Source organism: Alkaliphilus transvaalensis ATCC 700919 (assembly GCF_000621485.1).
Taxonomy (GTDB): Bacteria; Bacillota; Clostridia; order Peptostreptococcales; family Natronincolaceae; genus Alkaliphilus; species Alkaliphilus transvaalensis.
Map to the genome: position 1 here is coordinate 23826 of NZ_JHYF01000006.1, position 18306 is coordinate 42131.

At 30.7% G+C, this 18306-nt stretch carries 18 protein-coding genes; 17 read left to right on the plus strand and 1 reads right to left on the minus strand.

Translation table 11 applies throughout. The features are described 5' to 3' along the window. Positions 1 to 89: 89 nt before the first annotated feature. The 3 genes from T335_RS0106195 (at position 90) to T335_RS0106205 (ending at position 2506) form a co-directional block, all read left to right on the plus strand. Positions 90 to 638, plus strand: coding sequence for a DUF4446 family protein (locus T335_RS0106195; protein WP_026476770.1), 549 nt, complete (start codon positions 90 to 92; stop codon positions 636 to 638). Next, positions 639 to 1562, plus strand: coding sequence for a diacylglycerol/lipid kinase family protein (locus T335_RS20030; protein WP_051569172.1), 924 nt, complete (start codon positions 639 to 641; stop codon positions 1560 to 1562). A 686-nt stretch (positions 1563 to 2248) separates the two neighbouring features. Beyond that, positions 2249 to 2506, plus strand: coding sequence for a YkuS family protein (locus T335_RS0106205; RefSeq protein ID WP_026476771.1), 258 nt, complete (start codon positions 2249 to 2251; stop codon positions 2504 to 2506). Between the two features lie 735 nt (positions 2507 to 3241). Here the strand turns inward: T335_RS0106205 and yyaC are convergent. Next, on the minus strand, positions 3242 to 3829 hold the full coding sequence (gene yyaC / locus T335_RS0106210) for a spore protease YyaC (RefSeq protein ID WP_026476772.1): 588 nt from the start codon (positions 3827 to 3829) through the stop codon (positions 3242 to 3244). Positions 3830 to 4111: 282 nt separating this feature from the next. Between yyaC and T335_RS0106215 the strand changes: the two genes are divergently transcribed. From T335_RS0106215 to rplI, 14 genes are all read left to right on the plus strand, one after another. Beyond that, complete coding sequence (locus T335_RS0106215; RefSeq protein WP_026476773.1) at positions 4112 to 5215, plus strand: YkvI family membrane protein; 1104 nt, start codon at positions 4112 to 4114, stop codon at positions 5213 to 5215. A 242-nt stretch (positions 5216 to 5457) separates the two neighbouring features. Further along, on the plus strand, positions 5458 to 6570 hold the full coding sequence (locus tag T335_RS0106220) for a DUF5711 family protein (protein WP_026476774.1): 1113 nt from the start codon (positions 5458 to 5460) through the stop codon (positions 6568 to 6570). A gap of 15 nt (positions 6571 to 6585) precedes the next feature. Further along, a complete protein-coding gene (locus tag T335_RS0106225) occupies positions 6586 to 7263 on the plus strand; it encodes a CvpA family protein (RefSeq protein ID WP_026476775.1) in 678 nt (225 codons plus the stop codon). A 71-nt stretch (positions 7264 to 7334) separates the two neighbouring features. Beyond that, positions 7335 to 9005 carry a DNA polymerase III subunit gamma/tau gene (gene dnaX / locus T335_RS0106230; protein WP_026476776.1) on the plus strand — a complete coding sequence of 557 codons (1671 nt, stop codon included), beginning with the start codon at positions 7335 to 7337 and terminating at the stop codon, positions 9003 to 9005. A gap of 144 nt (positions 9006 to 9149) precedes the next feature. Further along, a complete protein-coding gene (locus T335_RS0106235; protein WP_026476777.1) occupies positions 9150 to 9494 on the plus strand; it encodes a YbaB/EbfC family nucleoid-associated protein in 345 nt (114 codons plus the stop codon). A gap of 25 nt (positions 9495 to 9519) precedes the next feature. Beyond that, the gene (gene recR / locus T335_RS0106240) at positions 9520 to 10119 is read left to right on the plus strand and encodes a recombination mediator RecR (RefSeq protein WP_026476778.1); all 600 of its coding nucleotides are present in this window, start codon (positions 9520 to 9522) and stop codon (positions 10117 to 10119) included. 647 nt (positions 10120 to 10766) lie between these two features. Next, positions 10767 to 12107, plus strand: coding sequence for a PhoH family protein (locus T335_RS0106245; protein ID WP_026476779.1), 1341 nt, complete (start codon positions 10767 to 10769; stop codon positions 12105 to 12107). A 182-nt stretch (positions 12108 to 12289) separates the two neighbouring features. Further along, the gene (locus T335_RS0106250; RefSeq protein WP_026476780.1) at positions 12290 to 12592 is read left to right on the plus strand and encodes a YaaL family protein; all 303 of its coding nucleotides are present in this window, start codon (positions 12290 to 12292) and stop codon (positions 12590 to 12592) included. A gap of 123 nt (positions 12593 to 12715) precedes the next feature. Further along, positions 12716 to 12988: a pro-sigmaK processing inhibitor BofA family protein gene (locus T335_RS0106255; protein WP_026476781.1), complete on the plus strand. Its 273-nt coding sequence runs from the start codon at positions 12716 to 12718 to the stop codon at positions 12986 to 12988. A 242-nt stretch (positions 12989 to 13230) separates the two neighbouring features. Then, complete coding sequence (locus T335_RS21560; RefSeq protein ID WP_026476782.1) at positions 13231 to 14235, plus strand: FUSC family protein; 1005 nt, start codon at positions 13231 to 13233, stop codon at positions 14233 to 14235. A 281-nt stretch (positions 14236 to 14516) separates the two neighbouring features. Continuing rightward, positions 14517 to 14840 (plus strand): MazG-like family protein, encoded by a 324-nt coding sequence (locus T335_RS0106270; protein WP_026476783.1) that lies wholly within the window; start codon positions 14517 to 14519, stop codon positions 14838 to 14840. Between the two features lie 19 nt (positions 14841 to 14859). Continuing rightward, positions 14860 to 15792 (plus strand): DUF2232 domain-containing protein, encoded by a 933-nt coding sequence (locus T335_RS0106275; protein ID WP_026476784.1) that lies wholly within the window; start codon positions 14860 to 14862, stop codon positions 15790 to 15792. A gap of 22 nt (positions 15793 to 15814) precedes the next feature. Further along, positions 15815 to 17815, plus strand: a complete 2001-nt coding sequence (locus T335_RS0106280; protein ID WP_026476785.1) for a DHH family phosphoesterase — start codon at positions 15815 to 15817, stop codon at positions 17813 to 17815. After that, positions 17812 to 18258, plus strand: a complete 447-nt coding sequence (rplI, locus tag T335_RS0106285) for a 50S ribosomal protein L9 (RefSeq protein ID WP_026476786.1) — start codon at positions 17812 to 17814, stop codon at positions 18256 to 18258. The genes T335_RS0106280 and rplI overlap by 4 nt, the downstream gene beginning before the upstream one ends. Positions 18259 to 18306 lie beyond the last annotated feature (48 nt).

The following is an 18306-nucleotide window of genomic DNA, read 5'->3' on the forward strand; positions in this document are numbered from 1 at the left end:
TACAATATTATTTTTTGTCTATTGTAGAGGGAAACATGCTATTATTATAGAATACTACAGAATAATTTAATCGAAGGGAGTAACTATTAATGGAAAGTGTTCTTTTATTTGTCGAAGAATTTAGTGTTCCAATAATAATGGCAAGTGTAATTATAAATATCATACTTGTTTTTTTAATGGTCATTAATTATGGAATTACGTCTAATTTAAAAGATAAGTACAAGCGTTTAGTTAAAGGAACTAGTGGAAAAAATATAGAAGCAATTTTAATGGAACATTTAGATAAGGTTGAAAACACCCATGAAGAAATGAAGTCCTTATATAGAAAGTTTGATATACTAGAAAATAGAATAAGCTTCTGTATTCAAAAGGTAGGAATTATTCGATATAATGCATTTCAGGATACAGGAAGTGATTTAAGTTTTTCAATTGCCCTATTAAATGAAAGTAATGATGGTATTATTTTAACTGGAATTCATGGTAGAAACGAGAGTATGTCCTACGCCAAACCAATCAAAAATGGTAAATCAAACTATAGTTTATCTGTTGAAGAACTTCAAGCACTAGATCGAGCAAAATCAAATAAGTTAGATCACTTAGAAGTTCAAGGGTCTAGAAATAATAAAGAGGTAATTTAGGTGAAGGGGCGTTCATATCTATTTGTAATTAATCCAGTAGCAGGTAATCATAAAATAAAAAAATATATAAAAGAAATTGAAAATAAATTAATTGATAGTGGAATTAGTTACAAACTAGAGTATACATCAAGAAAAGGCAGTGTTGCAGAAATATTAAATAAAGTGGATGAAAAGCCCCAAGAAATTGTAGTTGCAGTTGGTGGAGATGGTACTGTTAATGAGGTAATTAACTGTCTAGTAGGAAGTGACAAAACATTAGGGATTATCCCCTGTGGTACAGGAAATGATTTAGCAAAGAGCCTAAACATACCATTAAACCCATTAGATGCATTAGATTTATTGTTAGCAGAAGAAGCTGTTTCTGTAGATTTAGGGAATGTAAGCGGCAATTATTTCTCTAATGTTGCATCTATAGGATTAGATGCAGAGATTGCCCATTGTGCTAATATGATGAAGCATAAGATATCAGGGACTAAAGCCTATATTCTAGCATTGTTGAAGGTTTTATTTTCTTTTAAAAGTTTCTCGATAGAAGCTTTAATTAATGGTAATTATATTTGTAAGGACGTCATGTTAGTAGCAATATGCAATGGTAAATATTATGGTGGTGGCATGAAAATAGCTCCAGATGCTAATATTCTAGATGGTTTACTAGATGTTTGTATAATTGAAAAAATGCCAAAATATAAATTGTTATTTCTGTTTCCAAGCGTCTATAAAGGGTATCATAATCAATTTAAAGAAGTAAAATATTTTAGAACTGATCGTGTTAGAATCAAAAGCAATCAAAAATTCATAAATGTTGACGGTGAAATAGTTGAAACGAAAGATAATGATGTAGACTTTTATATAAATTGTATAAAATTAAAAGTTATTATGAAAGCTATTGAGGAAAGGTCAACTATTGAAGAATTGGCGTATTAAAGGAATTTATAAATGAAGCCCATAGACTACTAAAATTTCAAAAACACTAAAAATAATAAAACTACTAAATCTGCAAAAATACTAAAACAACTAAACAACTAAACAACTAAAATAATTAAAGTCCCCATAAAAGTACAGATCTTTATTGGAATCTGCAACTTTTGGGGGCTTTATTATTGAGCTAGAATACCTCTACTTCGAAACTATTTAGAAGAAGAAAGACTTTATATAAATTTTTTAAGGTAGACAGTTGTATCATAATAATATGATTAATTATATGCCTACTACTATATTATTTGAGGAAATTGCATAATTAATATTAGATTTATATTAATACAAAATAAAAACTTCACTGCTTAGTGTTCAACGAGTAATTTATTGGAATATAAAGGAGATTACTCGCTCCAAAATGTGCGACTTCGTTTTTATTTTTTGCATAAATTGAATATAAATTCATTGTTATGGTATTATGCAATTTTCTCATTTAAGTATATTACATTAAATTATAATAATATATTTTGTTAAATCTTTACAGGATAAAATTCCTCAGTGGATTTCTTTAACCAAAAAGACGGTTATTATAGGTGAAAGTATTTCATAACTATACTAATAAAGAAATAATTGTGGTAATGTTGTATGAAAATCCCTTATAAATGAAAAAATACAGATATAGGGAGGTGGAATACTTGAAAAGAGTAGCTGTGCAGAATGATTTAATTGAAATTAGAAAAGCTTTAGAAGCAAGAGGATATATTGTTGTAGATTTTACCGATGAATCCCATGTAGATGCCATTGTTTATACTGAAAACTTATCAGGGATAGAGAGTTTAAACAGTAACGGACTTAATAATGAAATTGGAGCTGTTTTGATAAATGCAAAAAACAAACAAATAGAGGAAATAGAGTACATAATTGAAACAAGAAGGTATGGAAGTCTATTCTAGGTAGCCATAGGTCTAGTTAGAGGTATGATATCAGTTAGTAGATGAGGAAATTGCATAATTAATATTAAGTTTATATTAATGCAAAATGAAAATTGCGCTGTTTAGTGTTCAAAGAGTAATATAAATGATGTTAGAAACTTTCATACTAATAGTTCAATATTATAAACATTTGTAGTTAGTATTAAAGTTTAGAACAAAGTATTTCATAGGAAGATTTAAAGGTTGACGTTGTTGAAACTCATTTACGTAAAGTTCTTTTTTATATAATATCAAAGTAGAACTTTCCTATTCGTTATAACAAAGCGACTGCCTCGAAATCTAAGATTTCGACCATCTGATTTCACAATGCACGACTTAGCTTTCATCTTTGCATAATACGAATATAAATTCAGATTTATGGTATTATGCCATTTCCTCAGATAAATAGATATTAATTTAGTAAAAAGAATAAATAGAAATAAGAATAGAAATAAAATTAATCCACCGTCAGTTTTTGGTGGATTAATTTTTTGGAATTCAAATGGGGACAATCCATATTGCATGCTATAAAGTCAGCGTAGATTATTAATAAGTGAAGCATAGTTTTTGAATCTAATATAGTTAGTATTAGATCAATACTTAAATCTTTACAAAGCTATATTTCATATACAATCAAAAATATAGAGATAAATTGATTAATTTTACTTAAAATATGGTGTGGTTAGTATCAACACATAGATCAAGGAAGGTAGCCTATTAAACAAGTTGGTGTTGTTGCTTCATTTTCCATAAAGCAAACCTTATTCCTTCAGAAATGGTGTCAGCCATCTTCATTACAAGATTTAATCTGGTATTTTGAAGAACAAGGTATTCCATATAACCACTAAGATTAACAATACCTGTAATATGAATATTTCCTATACTGGGAAGGTCTTTATTTACACCTGCACCAGGCTTTAATGGTCCATAACCAATTTTAACAAATCCAATTCGATCCATTTTACCAAGACATGCATCTATAGCAATAATAAAAGGGTTACTATAGGTTTTATAGATCGTATCAATTTTTTCTTGGAGGTTTTTAGCATGTACTGGGTCATCTAGTGTACCCCAGAGATATGTATTACTATAATTTTTCATATGGCTACTAAGTTTGTAGCCTATAAGGGGACCGAGGGAATCACCAGTTGAACGATCGGTTCCGATACAAAGGAAAACAATTTCATTATAAGGGTAGGTATAGTGTTCTTTAATAAAGTTAAGGAGTAAAACACTAAAGTCAATATGAGCCATTGGAATATTTACATTAACAGAGTTAGTGGTTTCTGATTTGGTAATAGACATTCAAAAGTTCCTCCTTGAAAAATTATAGAATTAAATTAAGTGAATATAGATTAAACTCTCTGATAACGAGAAGAAGTGATCATCTAGGATCGTTCAGAAAATAATGTAAATTAATAAAACATATTATATAGAGCAGGAAAATATGTTGTTATAAATAGAGTTTGCCCAAAAATTATTCTTTGATACCTTCATCAATATTCCAAAAAGCTATAGTTAAAATTTGGGTATATCCTTCAACTTAGAATTAATATATTGTCTATATAGAATAAGGGGGGAGAAGGAATGAATAGTCGCCAATCGGTTCTAACATTAGGAAGTGTTTATATAGGTACAGTGATAGGAGCAGGTTTTGCTTCAGGACAAGAAATTTTACAATTCTTTGGAAAATATGGAAAGCTTGGTTTGCTAGGGGTAGCGGTTTCTACCCTTCTATTTTGCCTATTAGGTGCTAACTTGTTACAGTTAGTTTATAATAGAAGGATTAATAGCTTTAATGATTTTCTTAAACTTTATTTTAATGGGCAGAGTAGCCTAATAATAAATTGTTTACTAACCTGTTTTCTTTTAATAGGTTATATTGTAATGTTAGCAGGAGGGGGAGCTATACTAACTCAGTTATTTGGAATAGATGGGATTTATGGCATAATAATAATGTCCACCATGTCATTTTTTACTTTTATTTTTGGGGTAAAGGGAATTGCAAAAGTAAATAGCGTTATCGTACCCCTTTTAATGATATTGGTAGTGATATTTACGATAATGATTTTACATAACAACACATTCTTATTTAATCATTTTAAAGATCAACCAATTGATGAAATAAAGATGTGGATTACTGATTTTATTAATGATTTAGAGGGAAAAACTTTTTTTACTAAGATATATATGCTTATAGGCTGGTTATGGTCTTCTATTTTGTACGTTTCATTTAATAGTCTAGTAGCAATTGTTGTATTAACAACTTTATATCCATTTATAAAAAGTAGAAAATGTGGCAGGCTAGGAGGAATACTAGGAGGAATCGGATTAGGAGTTATGGCTTCATTATTATTAATTAACTTATTGTTTCACTATACCTCTGTGCATAGACTAGAAGTACCAATGATTGCGGTTACTCAGAGTCTTGGAGTTGTACCACGGAATTTATATAGTATTTTACTGTGGTTTGCAATGTTTACTACTGCAATAGCCAATGGATTTGGTTGTATTAAAAATGTAGTGAGTTTTACAAAAGCACCTGAAGGAATGACGAGATTAATGATATGCTGTGGGTCAATACCTCTAGCTTTGATCGGATTTAAACGGCTAGTCACTTTTTTTTATCCTCTATTTGGATATATGGGGCTTTTATTTTTAATATTAATTTTATTTGGAAGAAAGAAATAGAGACAGGAAAATTAGAATTTATAGGGAATATATTAAATTACTGGCTGAACAATAAGTAATAAAGCATTTATTTTGTATTTATATAGATCTAATATTAATTATGCAATTTCTTTAATTATGTAATTTATACCAACAATATCTGTCAAGTCTAATGAAACATATCGAAAAGGATGCATTACTGAGGCATCTAAGTTCGTTACGAATATGAAAAAATTGTTTCACGTGAAACAAGGAGGTATAAGATGAAAAAAAACAAAAGAATTTTGATGATCCTATTAGGTATATCGATTTGTCTTTTAATATTTAATCCTAAATCATTAGGTTATTTGAAAAGTATTATAACGGGAGAGATACAACAGGTTACAAATATATTGGAGTTAGAATTACCCCATAGTAGCCAGATACTCCATATTAAACAAAAGGATCAAATATTGCAATATTGGGATGGTATCCTATATGCATATGATGTGAGGGGAAATCAAAGTTGGAGTATTAACTTAGGAATTAATTCACCAGTTATAGAGTCTAACGATGAGTATATTTACGTAATTGATGGAGGAAAAAATCAGATCATTAAGATTTTAAACTCTGGTAATATAGAGTATAGAACGGTACTTAATAAAAGTGTTAACTTTATTAAACCAGGTGATGATAAGTACTTGTTTGTACATCATCATCCAGAGCAAAATAGACTTCGAAATGTCTCTGTATTAAACGAAGAGGGCAAAGTTGTCTCAGAAATACTAGTAAGTGAAGGAGAAGTTATAAATGCATTAGTTTCAGAAAAAAATGATAGGGTGATACTACATACTGTAGTAATTAGTGATGGGAAAGTTGAAGGAAAGCTAATTTATTATAATCTAAAAGGAGAGGTCGTAAGGCTAGAGAGTACGGGTGATCAAATTGTAGTTAATATGTTTTTTGATAACAAGGGAAATCTAATGGTCTTTTATGAAAATAAGATAGCCAGTATTAATAGTGAATACCAAAATAATTGGCAGGTTGATACAGAAGAAATTACAAGTGTGGCCTTATCAAATGATTATTTGATAACTTATCATTCCAATGAAGGCAGAGGAGGGATTATTCAAAGACAAAGGGAAAGTTTAAAAATTATAGACTTTAGTGGTAAAATAATTGGAGAAAATAGATCTCTTGAAAAAATTATAGGAGTAGATACCTTTAATAACGATATAATCGCTTACTCATCAAGAACGATATACCTCCTTAACGGTAAAGGTGAAATATTAATGGAATACAAAATAAGCGGAGATCTACAAGACGTATTACTTCTACCAAATAAACATATAGGTGTAATTACAAAAGAGAAATTATCTATTATGAAAATACAATAGAATTGAGGGTATACTATGACAGTGATTGATATGATAATAATAGGTTGTGTTGTCATTAATGTGGCAATGGGTTATAAAAAAGGATTAATTTGGACAATTATAGGTTTAAGTAGTTATTTGATTGCAGGATTTTCTTCTAAAATATTTTATAAAGACTTATCTTTATGGATTCAAAATTATACTGATGTATTTAATAAGTTAGAAAACTTTATTGATAATAACTTTTATAGTATATTCCAAGGAAGTACTTTAAACCCAGCTACAGGAGAAATGCCTTTTGAGGGGATGGGAGTATTGAGTAACTTTTTACTAAAAAATGCAGATGTTCAAAGTTATGCTCATAATACTGTAGAACTTATTAAAACTGAAATTGTTGAAGGAGTGGCTACTCTTTTACTAAACTTAATCAGTATTATTATAATATTTATCGTGGTTAAGGCAATTGTTTTGATTATTGGAAAAGTCTTAGAACAGATATTTAAGTTACCGGTACTAAATAGTTTTAATAAAACGGGTGGCATTATTATAGGTGCTTTAAAAGGTGTTATACTTTCTATAATGATTTTAATGGTTCTATTTGTTTTCTCAGCTATTTCGCCAGAGGGCCTTATTGCAACAAGTATTGAAAAGTCCATTATTCTTCAGTTTTTTTCTGGAGGTAATTTTACGCCTTTGTTAAATTGGTTATTATAATAGAAAGTTAAATGACATTAAATTAATCCTTGTGATATAATGTTTATATTCAAATTAGTGAAGGTGATAAAATGACTTATCAAGCATTATATAGAAAATGGAGACCAAAAGTATTTGAAGATGTAGTTGGTCAAGACCATATTACAACAACATTAAAAAATCAAATTAAATCTCAAAACGTATCCCACGCTTACCTTTTTTCGGGAACAAGGGGAACAGGAAAAACTTCTACTGCTAAAATTTTTGCAAGGGCAGTAAATTGTCTTGAACCTGTAGGCAATGATCCTTGTAATGAATGTGATGTTTGTCGTGGTATTATAACTGAGAATATTATGGATGTTATGGAGATTGATGCGGCTTCTAATAATGGAGTAGACCATATAAGGGAAATTAGAGAAAATGTTAAGTATCCCCCTTCTAAAGGTAAATATAAGGTTTATATAATAGATGAGGTTCACATGCTTAGCTCTGGAGCATTCAATGCTTTATTAAAGACATTAGAAGAACCCCCAAGCCACATCATCTTTATTTTAGCAACGACAGAACCTCATAAGTTGCCAGCTACAATTCTATCTAGATGTCAAAGGTTTGACTTTAAACCTGTCAAAATTTACGATATTATAGGGTTATTAGCTAAAATTTGTAATAGTATGGAGCTTGAATATGAAGAAAAGTCCCTAAGGGTGATTGCTCAAAATGGGAAGGGTGGTTTGCGGGATTCATTAAGTATACTAGAACAATGTATTTCTTTTAGTAACGGAAAGCTTACCTATGAAGAAGTTGTCAGTATTCTGGGATTAACAAATGAAGAGGTTTTAATGAAGCTACTAAATTGTATATTAGAAAAAGACTCTTCAGAAGCTATCAAATTGATCCAAAGGCTAATTTTAGAGGGGAAAGATGTTCAACTTCTAATTAAAGACTTAATTGCTTATATAAGACAATTAATGCTTCTAAAAATGAAGATTTATGATGAAGAGGGTAGTGAAGATGCTACTGAAATTAAAAAAATGATGGAGAAGCAAAGTCAAGATTTTAATGAACAGGAGCTTATTCGTTGTATTTATGATCTTTCAGAGGCAGAAGCTAAAGCTAAATATGCGTCACAACCCCAAATCATTTTAGAAGTAGCTATAGTAGGGTTATGTAATCCCCAAACAAGTCAATCAATTGAAGGGCTATTAGCTAGAATAGAAGAGTTAGAAAAGAAGCTAGAATCAGGTATGGTAGCGACACCTAAAGTAGAATCTGCTTATAGGTACAATCAATCTTCAAGTAATGTTAATCAGCAACAAAAGAAGAGTAGAGATGGTGGAATCGCAGCTGTAAAATCAGAAGAAGAAGGAAGACCCAGTAATCCAAAACCAGAAAGGGTTAGTACTTCTCCATTAGATTTTAAAAAGATCAAATCTAAGTGGGCAGATGTATTAGAGATGATTAGACAAAATAAAAAAGCACAGATTAAAGCTTTTTTAATGGAAGGCTCATTAGAAGATTTAAGGGGAGATACTTTAATTATTGGATTTAAAGATGGTTTTGGGTTTCATCGAGAAGCTCTTGATAAAGAGAAGACAAAAGATTATATATCTGAAGTTATAAATCGAGTCACTGGTCAACAGGTGCAGCTTTCTTTGGTAATGGAGACTGATAATTATAGTAATAACAAACAAAAAATAGAAGATCCTATCGATAAATTAAAAGAAATTTTACCAGAAGAAATTTATGAGATTGTGGAAGATTAACTAAATTGAAAACACTTATGATATAATGTGTTAGAATAAGATGTTATTGCTCCAAAGATGCTGATGATTGATTATCGTTGGATTTAAGGGGAGATACTTAAGTTATAGTAGATCTAATATATAAGAATTAAAGGAGGAATTAAGATGGCTAAAAAGGGTTTTCAAGGAATGGGTGGAATGCCTAACATGAATAATATGATGAAACAAGTTCAACAAATGCAGAAAAAGATGGAACAATTACAAGATGAATTAAATAGTAGAGAATTAGAAACAAGTGCTGGTGGTGGTGCTGTTACAGTAAAAATTAATGGAAAGAAAGAAATTGTAGCTATCGACATTAAGCCAGAAGTTGTTGATGCTGATGATGTTGAAATGCTACAAGACCTAATCTTAGCAGCTGTTAACGAAGCAATTCGATCTGCTGAAGAAATGACAAGTAAAGAAATGTCGAAGGTTACTGGAAACATCAGTCTACCAGGATTATTCTAACCTATAAGAGATCGAGGGGAAGAAAATGAATTACTATTCTACACCTATAGCAACCCTAATTGATGAGTTTACAAAGCTTCCTGGTATAGGAAGAAAGACGGCCCAAAGATTAGCTTTTCATGTAATTAGTCTATCGCAAGAAGAGGCAGATCAATTGTCAAGTGCTATTATTTCTGCAAAAAGAAATGTTAAGTACTGTGAGATCTGTACAAACTTAACGGATATGGACACCTGTTCTATTTGTAAAGACAAATCAAGGGATGCATCATCCATATGTGTTGTAGAAGACCCAAGGGATGTTGTTGCTATGGAAAAAACAAAAGAGTTTAGAGGATTTTATCATGTTCTACATGGAGCTATATCACCATTAGACGGTGTGGGGCCAGAAGATATAAAGATAAAAGAATTACTATCTAGGGTTGGTGATGGGGTAGTAAAAGAGATCATTTTGGCAACTAATCCTAATATTGAAGGAGAAGCGACTGCCATGTATATTTCTAGATTATTAAAGCCTATGGGGATAAAGGTGACTCGGATAGCCCACGGAATACCTGTTGGTGGCGATTTAGAATATGCAGATGAAGTAACTTTAACTAAGGCTTTAGAAGGTAGACGAGAATTATAGAGGCTTTATCTAAAGTTGAAAAATAATTAAATAAATCAATTATACTTAAAACATGAGAAAAAAGGTATCTTTTTTCTCATGTTTTTTTTGTAAATAACACAATAGGCTAATGATTTTAAGTGGGGAACCTGCACAATGAAACTGCATAATATCATAACAATAAATTTATATTGCATTTATACAAAAACAAAAACTATGGAGCCCATCGTGAAAAGTAGATGAGGAAATCTTTGGTTTTGAAGGCAGTTGCTTTGTTATATTTATAATATTGAACGATTAGTATGAAAGATTCTAACATCATTTATATTATTGGTTGAAGGCTAGGAGATGTTTTTTTATATTAATATAATCTACGATAAATCTAATATCAATTATGCAATTTCCTCAAGTATAAAAATATACATTCATAAAAAGAAAACCACATAAATATATTAATAAAACATAAATAATTATTTTTACTCAAGGTATTCGAATAGGGAAATTAAATACTTGAAAGCAAAAATACTTAATAATCTACGGTTAAGCTTTTTAAAAACTCTACAAATAAATTAAGATTGAGATAGGTTATAGAATAATAAGCTCTATATACTTAATAGCCATGACATTATGAACAGGAAAGGACGGTGAACCCTTTTATAAGGGGATGTATGGGAAAAACTTTCGTATTGGATACAAGTGTATTATTGCACGATCCAAACAGTATTTATGCTTTTGGTGACAATTTAATTGTGATACCAGCAGTTGTGATAGAAGAGATTGATAAAAAGAAAAACTTACAAGATATTATTGGGAGAAATGCTAGAGAAGTTGCGAGAGAGCTGGATAACTTAAGAGAGAGTGGACGATTAAGTAAAGGAGTTAGATTAAATAATAATGGTAGTCTTAGAATCGAACTGAATCATAAGAATTTAAATACATTAGAGGACACTTTTAGTGAAGTAAATAATGATAATCGAATATTGGCCGTGGCTCTAAATTTACAACTGGAAATGCCGATAAATCAACAGGATCATGTCATCTTAGTAAGTAAAGATGTAATTATGAGAATTAAAGCAGATTCTTTAGGGATCAAGAGTCAAGACTATATACACGATACAATTGATTATGATAGTGAAATCAATAGAGGATATAGCGAAGAATATATACCAACTGAAAAAATAGATGAATTTTTTCAAAAAGGATCTCTTGACCTTACAGATATTGAGGAGGAAGGAAAGAAAAAACTACAATTATATCCCCATCAATTTTTACTACTTAGAGACTATAGTAATCCTAGTAAAACTGCTATAGCTAAATATGATTATCGTCTTAATAAGTTAAACACGTTGCATTATGGGGAAGATACTTACTGGGGAATTAAAGGCAAAAACTTAGAGCAAAGAATGGCGTTTGAGGCACTATTAGATGATGAAATTAAAATTGTAACTTTAACGGGTAAGGCGGGTACAGGAAAAACTTTATTATCCCTAGTAGCGGGTCTGTACCAAACAAATGATAAAAAGAAGTATCAAAAGCTATTAATTACAAAACCTGTTATCCCCGTAGGTAGAGATATTGGCTATTTACCAGGAGATAAAGATGAAAAACTAAGACCTTGGGTGCAGCCTATTTATGATAATTTAGAGTTAATACTAGGAACTAAAACAATCTCCAAAATGGAGGATACCTTAATAGGAATGAATCGAATTGAGATTGAAGCCATGACCTATATAAGGGGGAGGAGTATCCCTAATCAGTATGTTATTATTGATGAAGCCCAGAACTTAACAAAGCATGAAATAAAAACACTAATTACTAGAGTCGGAGAAGGGACAAAAATAGTATTAATGGGGGATACTGAACAAATAGATCATCCATATTTGGATAGTATATGTAATGGATTAACTTATACAGTAAATAAATTAAAGGACCAACCCATAGCTGCCCATATTCATTTTAAGAAGGTGGAAAGATCACCATTAGCTCAATTGGCTGCAGAAATTTTATAATAATGCAGTTCTAAAGCTCAAAAAAACATGATAGAGAAAGCTTAAAAGCGCTAAAATATTTTTTGAAATATACAAATGATAAGTTTAGGTAATTTTTATTTTTTCATCAGAATTGTATTAAACAAGAAAAAATTGGATAACCTAATTGATAAACGAAAGTAATCAAAAAGGGGCGATCCATTATGAATGAAGAGAAGGCTATAAATAAAAAAGATAGTGTATTTGGCTATATTGGAAATTATCTTGGGGAACTATATCACAAAGTAAATGCTTTGAAGGAGGAAGAAGTAGATGAAAATCAGAGCTTTCTTCAGATCATAGCACAAGCCCATGAAGAATGGAAAAATGCTGAAGCATTATTTCATGACGTAACTGACCCAGATTTAATTGATCATGCAATTTATAAGGTAGAGGCGGCACGAAGCAGATATATTTACCTCTTAAAGAAAGCGAAAGAGGAAGGGATCAGGGTTAACTTTAATTAGCTTGTCATATTAGATAAATATTTACTATATAATAATAGGAGTAGTGATGAGCTGCTCCTATTATTAATAATAAGTACTTTATAAAAAAGTATTTAACTATGAACTAAATTTTGAGGTGAGATAATGAATATGGGATTAGAGATTAATATTATATTGGCTTATGCCCTTGGCTTAATCCTACTTTATGTTGTGGGATGGTTACTATTAGTACCTCTTAAATTACTAATGAGACTTATTTGGAATGGCATTATCGGAGGAGTCGCACTTATTATCTTCAATTTTATTGGAGGGTTTTTAGGGATGCATATAGTGGTTAATCCCTACACAGCCTTAGTAGTAGGCTTTTTAGGAATACCGGGAATCATATTAATTCTTGCCCTTGGAACTTTATTATAGGTAAAATATATAACTATACATGATGTATGTGAAAGACAGTATAAATGCTAATGTGAAAAAAGGTCGTATTAAACGATCTTTTTATTTTGGACTAGTTGTAAAGAATGAGGGTAGAACATGGCTTCTAAAAGAAATGTTTTTAGGATATTTCAAGAGGAAGAAAAATATTATATAATGTTAGTGAAGAGTAACTCTCTTCCCATCACAACTAATACTAAACATACTAAACCGAGGTGAAAGAAATGAAGATTGGTCTGAGGACCATAAAAACAGGTATTGCAGTAAGCTTATCAATGTTAGTGGCAAATCTATTGCAAATAGGATCTCCCTTTTTTGCAATGGTGGCAGCACTAATAGCTATTCAACCTACTATTACAGATTCTTGGAAAATTGGTTTTAACAGAATGCTAGGCACATTAATAGGTGCGATTATGGGTGTGGTATTTGCCATCATTTTACCATCTAACTTTATTCTCGCAGGTATAGGAATCATTATATTAATATACTTAATGAATAGACTTGGGTGGAATGAGGCAATCAATATTGCAGGAGTTGTATTTATCGTAGTATTTTTAGGGGAAGATAGTGACCATATATCCTATGCCCTTAATCGTCTATATGACACATTTATAGGCATCGGAATTGCAGTAATTGTAAACTATTTAATTTATCCACCAACCTATGATTCTAAAGCGGTATTAGAGCTAAAAAAAGTCTCTAGGGACATTTGGAAGTATCATCTTATGGCCCTTAAAATCTTGTTAAACCAAGATGATCTAGAAATTTCTGAGAATGATATTAATCTTATTGATGAAGAAATTAAGGAATCAGAGAAATTTTTAAACTTACAGTTAAAAGAAGAAAAGGTATTAGTTTATGGTGAACGAAGTAGTAAAGAAATTGTTTTAACAATGAAGTTGTTAAAGGAGAATTTTCAACATTTCCTTAACCTATATGGCGTATTAACCAAGGGAATATCTCCAGAAGTAATTAATTTAGTAAAGAAGGATTTTACTACAATTAAAGAAACATTGGAAGCCATTAAGAAAGAAGAACTGGAGATACTTGATGGAGGAAAAGCAGTAGATTTAAAGCCAGTGATTAAATCAATTCAAACAATTAAAAAGCAACTGAAGTTTTCTCCCGAGATCAATAACTATCCTACAGATGAAGTTGTAAAAATGTTAGTAATACTGTACAATTTAGAAGAGACTTTGTCAAAGTTTAATATAATTAAAAGTTTTTAAGCACGGACAAATCGTGCTTATTTACTTATACAGGTAGTTTTATTTAATGATGCTCTAGTTTAATATAAAATAAGAGAAGGAAAAACCACGGAAAAATAGAATATTTCAATTATGGGGGTATTATAAAAGATTTATAAAAATTTAAAATAATGACATGAAATGAGGCTTAATAATTAAATATACATAATAGGCTAATGCACTTAAGCATTTGTTTCAACTTATTTCTTGGTTATGAATTATTTTTTCAATGAGATAGGGATGATATAATTAGGGGTGAAAATATGTCAAACAGAAATAATATTGATATTGGGCGAAATATAAAAATGATAGAGTTTTTAAAATGTGAATTATTGAATAGTATCGCTATTCTTTTTGATACATTAACAAAAGGTGCAAAACAAGGGAAAGATACAGTTATTGAGGTTTTGGCTAATATTATTATGGTTACTTATTCTTTGGGAAAAAGATTAGGGCTAGATTATCGGGAAATTGATAAAAAAGTACAAGAAATGGCAAAACTTCATATGTTAGAAGAACACCACTTAGAAAAGTGGTATGGCGATTTATCAAGTCTAAATCAGTATTTAAAAAATAGAGAAAAATAATATTTAGGAGTGAGAAAAATTGAATACTTTACCTAGCAATAGGGGTCTAGTAGAGGCGGCTATGATTGCTACTATAGCATCTTTTTTTGGAATTGGATATTACTATATGCCTACCTTATTTTTACTTATATTTCTAGTACCCGTACCCTTCATTATAATAACAACAAGACAAAGTCTAAAATATGGGTTATTTTCATTAATTGTTTCTAGTTTAATCACTGGTATTTTAACTGATATTCTGTTTACATTATTCTTATTAATTTTCTTTGGTCCATTATCTTTAGTTATGGGACATTTGATAAAAAAGGACCGTGATGATTTTACTGTAATAGGTATTGGCTCGGCAGTGAGTATTTTAACTATTTTTCTTTTTATACAAGTAATCTCTTTAATAGGAGGAGTAAACATACTTGAACACATTGGCATGATTGTCAGAGATGCAATAGATAATCAAGCGGCAGCTCTAGCAAGTATGAACCTAGAACTAATAGATATCCATTACTTCTTTAATTACATGATGATGATTTTTCCTAGCTTAATCATTATTCAATCTATATTTGTAACATTTATAAATTATTATGTAAGTTTGTCTATTCTTAGAAGATTAAGATTTAGTGAACGAACATTACCAGAGTTTAGTGAGTTTAAATTACCAGCTAACATTGTATTAGGTTCATTCTTGATAATGATATTGAGTTATTTAACAAGGTACTTTGAAAATATCCATACAGATAATTTAATTAATAATGTTTTTCTTATATTTGCCGTAGTATTCTTCATTCAAGGGATGGCATCCGTAAGTTTCTTCTTAAAGAAAAAAGGTATTTATAAAATTGTTAGGGTATTTATTTATATACTAATCATTTTAATTAGTCCCTTATTATTACTAGTTTCATTACTTGGATTGTTAGATTCAATGATTGATATGAGAAAAATAAGACAGAAGCAGTAAAGGTTATTTAGGAGGAATCCCCATGAGAAATAACAGGTTTTTTAAGCTATTAATACCCGATACCCGAATATACTTAATTATTATCTCTGTATTTATCATTATTATTTCTTTTTATAATTACATCATAGGAATAATAGGGGTTTTCCTATTAGCTTACTTAATCTATTACAATCTTAAAATCAGTAATATTAGGAGAGAAGAATGGACTAGGTATATTGAAGGCTTGTCTTCGGATATTGATTCCGCAACAAAGCAGGCTGTTTTAAATCTGCCAATTCCATTAACAATTATTGAGTTTGATGGGAGGATCACTTGGTATAATTCTAAATTTATTGAGGTAATTGATCGAAAAGATATTTTAGAAAAATATGTACAGGACATTATACCAAATTTTGATTTAAGAAACGTTTTACAGAATAAAAAAGAAAAAATAAATGAAATAAAGATACAAGATAGATATTTCAAAGTGTTATATAATATTATAAAGCTTTCTAAAGAGCATACTTCTAATTACATAATTATGTTATATTGGGTGGACCAAACAGAGCTACAAACAATTAAGAAAAAATATGAAGATGAAAAGTTTATCGTTGCCTTAATCCAAGTTGATAATTATGATGAAGTTATGCAAAATACAGAGGAATCTACGAGGCCTATGGTACTTGCGGAAGTAGACCATCGTTTAAATCTTTGGGCCAATAAACTTAATGGAATCATGCGAAAGTACACCAATGATAAGTTTATATTGGTATTTGAAAAAAAGCATTTAGAAAAGCTAGAATCTAAGAAATTTGAACTTTTAGATGAAATTAGAGAAATTAATTTAGGTAATAAGATTCCTATTACGTTAAGTATAGGGATAGGAAGTGAAGGAGAAACCCCTTTACAGTCTTGTGAATTCGCCAATATAGCTAAAGATTTAGCCCTTGGTAGAGGTGGAGACCAAGCGGTGGTTAAGAAGAACCAAAAAATAAGTTTCTACGGAGGAAAAACTAAAGCTGTAGAAAAAAGAACAAAAGTAAAGGCAAGGGTAATTGCCCACGCATTAAAACAATTGATAGAACAGAGCGAAAATGTAATTGTAATGGGGCATAAAAATGCTGATTTAGATTCTTTAGGTGCCGCCATCGGAATACATCGTGCTGCTAGAAACCTTAATAAAGACTCTAATATTGTGTTGAAGGGGTCAAATCCATCTATAAAGGTACTAATGGATCGAATATTAGAGAAAGAACATTACAGAAAAGCAATTATTGATTGTGAAGAAGCAGAAAATAAAATAACATCCAACACTTTGTTAGTAGTGGTGGATACCCATAGACCTAGCTTTACAGAATGTCCAAAATTATTGGATGCTACTGATAATGTTGTTGTAATAGATCACCATCGTAGAGGCACCGAGTTTATAGAAAATACAGTTTTGAGTTACCACGAGACCTATGTTTCCTCTACCTGCGAACTAGTAACTGAAGTATTGTTTTATATGGAGGATAAAGTCGCAATAGAACAGGTAGAAGCGGATGCATTATTAGCAGGGATAGCTGTAGATACAAAGAATTTTACCTTTAAAACAGGGGTAAGAACCTTTGAAGCGGCCTCTTTATTAAGAAGGGCAGGAGCAGATACTGTTTCAGTGAAGCAACTTTTCCAAGATGATTTAGATACGATTTTGTGTAGAGCAGAGGTTATAAAAGGAGCAAAAGTTATACAAGAAACTGTAGCCATAGCTACTTATGAAAAAACCAATAGCGTACAGTTAATTGCAGCTCAAGCAGCTGATGAGCTATTAAATATTAGAGGGATTACTGCTTCATTTGTACTTGGTAAAAGAGAAGATGAAACAGTGATTATAAGTGGCCGATCAATGGGGGATGTCAATGTCCAAGTGATTCTTGAAAAGTTAGGCGGAGGTGGTCACTTGACAGTGGCCGGAGCTCAACTGGAGGGGATAACCCTTGAAGAAGCCAAGTTACAACTTGAGAAAATTATTGAAGAATACTTTGAGGAAGGTGAAGAAATATGAAGGTAATATTAAATCAAGATGTTAAAGGATTAGGAAAAAAAGGTGATGTTGTTAATGCCAGCGATGGCTATGCTCGTAACTTCTTATTCCCAAAAAAACTAGCTGTTGAAGCTACATCTGGTAATGTTAGAAGTGTAGAGGAGCAAAAAAAATATCAACAAATTAGAAAAGATAAGGAATTAGATGAAGCTAAGGCATTAGCTGAAAAAATAGAAAAATTAACTGTTGAACTAAAGGCAAAGGCCGGTGATGGTGGGCGTCTTTTTGGTTCGGTAACAGCTAAGGAAATTGTTGAAGCCCTACAAAAGAAACATAAAATTAAAATAGATAAGAGAAAAATGAACTTACCAGATCCTATTAGAGAATTAGGAGTAAGGTTAGTAGAAATTAAAATCTACCCAGGTGTAGTAGCAAATCTAAAAGTACATGTAGTTCAAGAGTAAGTTTTAGGGTTGGAGAAATCACTCCAGCCCTTCATTGGAATTAGGAGG